Origin of the sequence: Micromonospora parastrephiae, assembly GCF_016802865.1 — a bacterium.
In the GTDB taxonomy this organism is placed as follows: Bacteria; Actinomycetota; Actinomycetes; order Mycobacteriales; family Micromonosporaceae; genus Micromonospora; species Micromonospora parastrephiae.
Genome location: NZ_JAEVHM010000269.1, coordinates 1 through 5,652, shown reverse-complemented (window position 1 = coordinate 5,652; position 5,652 = coordinate 1). Strand labels below are relative to the sequence as shown.

At 71.6% G+C, this 5,652-nt stretch carries 4 protein-coding genes; 2 read left to right on the top strand and 2 right to left on the bottom strand.

Going from position 1 to position 5,652, the window contains the following annotated elements; all coding sequences use genetic code 11:
* Both JNW91_RS28995 and JNW91_RS28990 read left to right on the top strand, forming a co-directional pair.
* Nucleotides 1-793: dihydrolipoamide acetyltransferase family protein (locus JNW91_RS28995; protein ID WP_203178676.1), on the top strand; the 793-nt coding region annotated here is incomplete at its 5' end.
* Between the two features lie 125 nt (nucleotides 794-918).
* The gene (locus tag JNW91_RS28990) at nucleotides 919-2,598 is read left to right on the top strand and encodes a right-handed parallel beta-helix repeat-containing protein (protein ID WP_203178675.1); all 1,680 of its coding nucleotides are present in this window, start codon (nucleotides 919-921) and stop codon (nucleotides 2,596-2,598) included.
* A gap of 58 nt (nucleotides 2,599-2,656) precedes the next feature.
* On the opposite strand, the gene JNW91_RS28985 is transcribed toward JNW91_RS28990, so the two are convergent.
* Together JNW91_RS28985 and JNW91_RS28980 are read right to left on the bottom strand one after the other, a co-directional pair.
* A complete protein-coding gene (locus JNW91_RS28985) occupies nucleotides 2,657-4,756 on the bottom strand; it encodes a PQQ-dependent sugar dehydrogenase (RefSeq protein ID WP_203178673.1) in 2,100 nt (699 codons plus the stop codon).
* A gap of 22 nt (nucleotides 4,757-4,778) precedes the next feature.
* On the bottom strand, nucleotides 4,779-5,652 hold an 874-nt coding region (locus JNW91_RS28980; RefSeq protein WP_238425895.1), incomplete at its 5' end, for a sugar phosphate isomerase/epimerase family protein.

Genomic DNA, 5,652 nt, shown 5'->3' with positions numbered 1-5,652 from the left:
GGTGATCCGCCGCGCCGATGTGGAGGCGGCGCTGGCCGCGCCCGCCGCCCGACTCGCCGCCGTGCCGGACCCGCACGTGGCGCCGGCCCCGGCCGGGGACGGCGACGTGATCGTCCCGCTCACCGGCGTGCGCAAGGTGATCGCCGACAAGCTGTCCCGCAGCCGGCGGGAGATCCCCGAGGTGACCATCTGGGTGGACGTGGACGCCACCGGGCTGCTGGAGACCCGGGCGGCGATCAACGCCGCGACCCCCGACGCGCCGGTGAGCATCCTGGCGCTGCTGGCCCGGATCTGCCTCAGCGGTCTGCGCCGGTTCCCCCAGCTCAACTCGCGGGTCGACACCGAGGCGCAGCGGATCGTCCAGTCCGCCGGCGTGCACCTGGGCATCGCCGCGCAGACCGACCGGGGTCTGCTGGTGCCGGTGTTGCGCGACGCCCAGCGGCTCACCACCGCCGAGCTGGCCGCCGAACTGGCGGCGACCACCGCCGCGGCGCGCGCGGGCAGCCTGCCGCCGGCCCGGCTCACCGGCGGCACGTTCACGCTGAACAACTACGGCGTGTTCGGCGTCGACGGCTCCACGCCGATCATCAACCACCCGGAGGCGGCACTGCTCGGGGTCGGGCGGATCGTGGACAAGCCGTGGGTCGTCGACGGGCAGCTCGCGGTGCGCAAGGTGACCCAGCTCAGCCTCACCTTCGACCATCGGGTCTGCGACGGCGGCGTGGCCGGTGGATTCCTGCGGCACGTCGCCGACTGCGTGGAACGCCCGGCGCTGCTGATCGCCGCCGTCTGAGGGCGTACCCCGCCCCGACGCTGCCTCCGTGCGGCGCCGGGGCCGGCGCGCATCCAGGGTTTCCCGTACGCGTCATCGGGAAGTCGGCCCCGCCGGACCGTAACCGCGTCGAAGGGAGCCGGCCCGTGGCCAACGAGGTGCTACTCGACTCGGTCCGGGTACGGCGGCCCGCCTCGGCCGGCGCGCCGCTCTACTGCGACGCGCTGGAGTACGGCCTGACCGGTGACGGCGCGACCAACGACCAGCCGGCGCTGGCCGCCCTCGTGGACCGTCTCGGCACCGGGTACGCCTCGGACGGGCGGGCCCGGGTCATCTACTGCCCGCCGGGCATTTACTCGATCCGCGACGCCGGCACCGTGTGGCGCAGCGGCGTGTCGCTGATCGGGGCCGGTCCGGCGGCGACCCGGTTCATGCTCAGCAACGAGGGCAACCGGGCCGACCCGACCCCGCTGGCCTTCTGGACGACCGTGCAGCACGGCGCCGACCGGGACCGGCACATCGCCGACTGCACGTTCGCCGACTTCCAGATCGACGGCTCGGGCGTGGCGATGGCCGAGTACAACTACCTGGCCAAGGGTCTCGGCCTGCAGTACGTGGTGCGCGGCGTGTTCCGCAACCTCTACATCCACCACACCGCCGCCACCGGGCTGGGCTGCGACTTCCTCCAGGACTCGCTGATCGACGGCGTCGTGGTGGTCGGCTGTGGCCGGCTGGACAACGGCGAGCAGATGGGCGGCGCGGGCATCGGCGTCGGCATCGGCGGCTGGGGCACGGTGGAACGGTTGACCATCGCCAACTGCACCGCCCTGGCCAACGGCACCAACGGCATCTTCCTGGAGCTGCAGAAGGACTACTGGGCGCCGCCGCGCGGCTTCCGCATCGTCGGCTGCCACAGTCAGGGCAACCGGTTCGGCATCTCCGACTGGGGCGCCGACGGTCTGATCGTGTCCGCCTGCACGATGACCGGCAACCTGGAGACCGGCTTCGACGTGTCGGCGCAGGGCACCTCCTCGGTGGCCGGCCGGGGTGGGCTGCTCACCGACTGCGTCATCGACGGGAACATGCGCGACGGGGTCAGCATCGGCAACAGCCCCGGCCCGTACACCGTCCGGGGCAACCGGATCAGCGGCAACGGGCGGCACGGCTATCACGCGCTCGACCTCGGGCGCGGTTACCAGGGCCCGATCCGGGACGTGGTGATCGAGAGCAACGAGTTCTGGGGCAACGGCCTCGACGCGGTCCGGATCGACCACCAGATGACCGACGCGGTGCTGCTCAACAACCGGATCCGCAACAACGGGCGGCAGTACGCGAGGGCCGCCGGCGGGACGGGCGATGCCGTCCGCTACGGCGAGCGGTGCCTGGTGGACCGGTCGGCCAACTGGCCGCACGACGGGCACCGGGGCAAGGTCCTGCGGGTCGGACGATCCGTTGCCATGGTGGCCTCCAACACCGGCGACGAACTCACCCTCGCCCCGGTCCGCCCGGACGGCTTCAGCGCGTGGAGCGGTGACGTGCCGCCGCCGGGATGCGCGTACGACCTGCCCGCCGCCCCGGAGCGGCGGGCTGGCATCACCATCGACGCGCCGTTCGACTCGGCCACCGTCCGCGGCAACCGGATCTGGGACAACCACGAGTCCCGGACCCAGACCCACGGACTGTGGATCACCGAGCGCGGCAGCTGCGTGGACTGCCGGGTCGAGGACAACGACCTCGCCGGCAACGCCGAGGACGGGTTACGGCTGGACACGCCGCCGGTGGGCGGACGCTGGCGCGACAACCACGTCGACAGCGACTGGAGCTGACCGACAGGCGGCGGCGGCCGGAATTGCTCCGGCCGCCGCCACTGTCTCAGCGCACCGGTCAGCCGGCCAGGCCAGCCACCGGGGTCGGGTCCAGCACCACCGTGGCCGAGGCGGACTGCGGCGGAACACCCGGCTCGGTCGGCGCGTCGGTGTACTCCGCGACGAAGACCGCCGTCAGGTTGTCCGCACCGCTGTGCCCACCGTCCACGAAGGTGGGGATGGTCCCGGAGCAACCCGTCGAGGTGGAGAGCGGGTGCCCGTGCTCGTCATGGCCGAGCACGTAGGTGACCTTCACCCGGGAGCAGTCCACCGGCAGGTCGTCGGTGACCTTCACCTCGTACGCGACCGTCTGCCCGAACTGGAAGGGCTGCCCGGCCACCGGGGCGACGAACTCGATGATCGGCGCGGTCGGCCCGACCACCAGCGGCAGGGTCGCCGAGGCGGAGCGTCCGGTGCGGTCGGTCACCTTCAACGTCGGGGTGTACGAGCCGTTCTCCGGGAACGTCCACGTCGGGTTCGGGTCGGTGCTGTCCACCGAACCGTCCGCGTCGAAGTCCCACGCGTAGCTCAGCTTGTCACCGTCCGGGTCGGTCGTGCCGGCGCTGGAGAACTTGACGGTCAACGGGGCCTGCCCAACGGTCGGGGTGCCACTGACCTTCGGGATCGGCGTCCGGTTGCCCCGGACGAAGTCGATCCGGGACAGCTGCGCGTCCGGGTTCTCGGCGAAGTAGCCGTCGCCGTACTCCAGGACGTAGAGCGCGCCGTCCGGGCCGAACTCCATGTCCATCGGGTTGTCCACCACCAGCGACGGCGCCACCGGGCGGATGTCCTGCACGTCCCCGTCCTCGTCGAGGCGGAACTCCTTGATGTAGTCGCGGGTCCACTCGTAGAACAGCGGCACCCCGTCGTAGTAGGCCGGCCAGCGGGTACGCGACGTGCTGGTTCCGTCGTACTCGTACGCCGGGCCGCCCATCGGGGCGATGCCGCCGGTGCCCAGCTGCGGGAACTCGGCCGAGGGGGCCGCCGCGTACCAGACCTCCGGCTGCTCGACCGGCGGCAGCACGCGCTTGCCGGTGTTGTGCGGTGAGTCGTTGACCGGGCGCTTGCAGTTGAACTTCGCGCCGGACTCGCCGGTGGCGAAGTCGTAGTCGCGGTAGGCGATCGTCGGTGTCACGCAGTACGGCCAGCCGTAGTTCGCCGGCTTGTCGACGCGCATCCACCGGCCGTGTCCGGCCGGGCCGCGCTCCGGGTTCGGGTTCGAGGCGTCCGGCGAGTAGTCGCCGACGTACACGTTGTCGGTGCGCCGGTCGACGGCGAACCGGAACGCGTTGCGCAGCCCCATCACGTAGATCTCCGGGCGGGTCTGCGCCGTGCCCGGCTTGAACAGGTTGCCGGCCGGCACCGTGTAACCACCACCGGCCTTCACCTTGATGCGCAGCAGCTTGCCGCGCAGGTCGTTGGTGTTGGCCGCGGTCCGCTGGGCGTCGAACGCCGGGTTGCGGTCGGCCCGCTCGTCGATCGGGACGTAGCCGTCGGAGGCGAACGGGTTGGTGTCGTCACCGGTCGACAGGTACAGGTTGCCCTTGCTGTCGAAGTCGATCTGGCCGCCGACGTGGCAGCAGATGCCCCGGTCGGTGGGCACGTCGATGATCTGCTGCTCGCTGGCGAGGTTCAGCTTCATCCCGTCCAGCTTGAACCGGGACAGCCGCAGCGCGCCCTTGAACCGCTGCCAGTCCGCCTCCGTGCCGGTCTCCGGCGCGTCCCCCTCGTTGACGCCGGGAGTCGCCGGGTCGTCCACCGGCGTGTTCATCGGCGGCGAGTAGTACAGGTAGACCCACTTGTTCTGGGCGAAGTCCGGGTCGATGGCGACCCCCTGCAGCCCTTCCTCGTCGTGCTCGTACACGGGGATGTCGGCGGCGAGGGTGTTCAGCCCGGTGCGCGGGTCGTGGATGCGGACCTCGCCGGTGCGGGAGGTGTGCAGCACCCGCAGGTCGGGCAGGACGGCGAGGCTCATCGGCTCGCCCGGGAAGTCGTTCAGTGTCACCTTCTGGAAGCTGCTGTCCGGCGGCGCGGCCGGTGCGGCGGCCGCGGCTGACGGTGGTACGACCAGACCGGCCGTCACCAGCAGCAGGGCGGACACGAATGCGGTTCTGTTCATCAAATGGTCCCCCGAGGTGCTTTCAGTACCGGAGTGAAGCGAGATAGTCGAAGCCGACCCGGGCGGTGTCCAGGGCGTCGGCGGGGGAGCGTGGCGGGCTGCCTGCGTCGTCGCGCTCCACGATGTATTCCTCGATGCCGGCCTCGCGCTCGTGGGCGAAGATCCGACCGAAGTCGATGACGCCGTCGCCGAGGTCGGCGAAACCGCCCTCGACGTCGAGGTCCTTGACGTGCACCTGGCGGATCCGGCCACGGTTGGCCCGGATCACGTCGACCGGGTCGTGCGCGCCCCGCCAGGCCCAGTAGAGGTCGAGTTCGAAGTGGACCAGCCGGGAATCGGTCTGCCCGGTCAGAATCTCGAAGCCGGTCGAGCCGTCGGTCAACGGCACGAACTCCAGTTGGTGGTTGTGGTAGCCGAAGTCGAGCCCGGCGCGTTCGGCCATCCGGCCGGCCTTGTTCAGGTCGCGCGCCAGGGCCCGGTAGACGTTGGGGTCCCGGATCGCCTGGCCGCTCGCGTCCCGACCGAAGTACGGGTGGACGATCTTCTTGCACCCCACGACGTTCGCGTCGGCGAGGGCTTGTTCCCAGGTGGCGGCGTCGAACGGCTGCGGGATGCCGGTGTGCCCGGAGGTGGCGCGCAGCCCGGCCTCGTCGAGCGCCGCCCGGAACTGCGCGGCGGTGCGTCCGACGAAACCGGCGTGCTCCACTCGCCGGTAGCCGATCCGGCGCAGGGCGTCCAGGGTGCCGGGCAGGTCGGCGGCGAGTTGATCGCGCAGCGTGTAGAGCTGGATGCTGATCCGGTCCACCGGTACCCGGCGACGACCGCCGGACTGCCCGCTCTGCTCGCTGGGCGCGGCGGCAGCCGGGCTCGCGAGCAGGCCGGCGGTGCCGACCGCG

What these genes read in the sequence shown, in the direction of transcription:
- JNW91_RS28985 (WP_203178673.1), bottom strand. Translation starts at nt 4,756, where the DNA reads ATGAACAGAACCGCATTCGTGTCCGCCCTGCTGCTGGTGACGGCCGGT.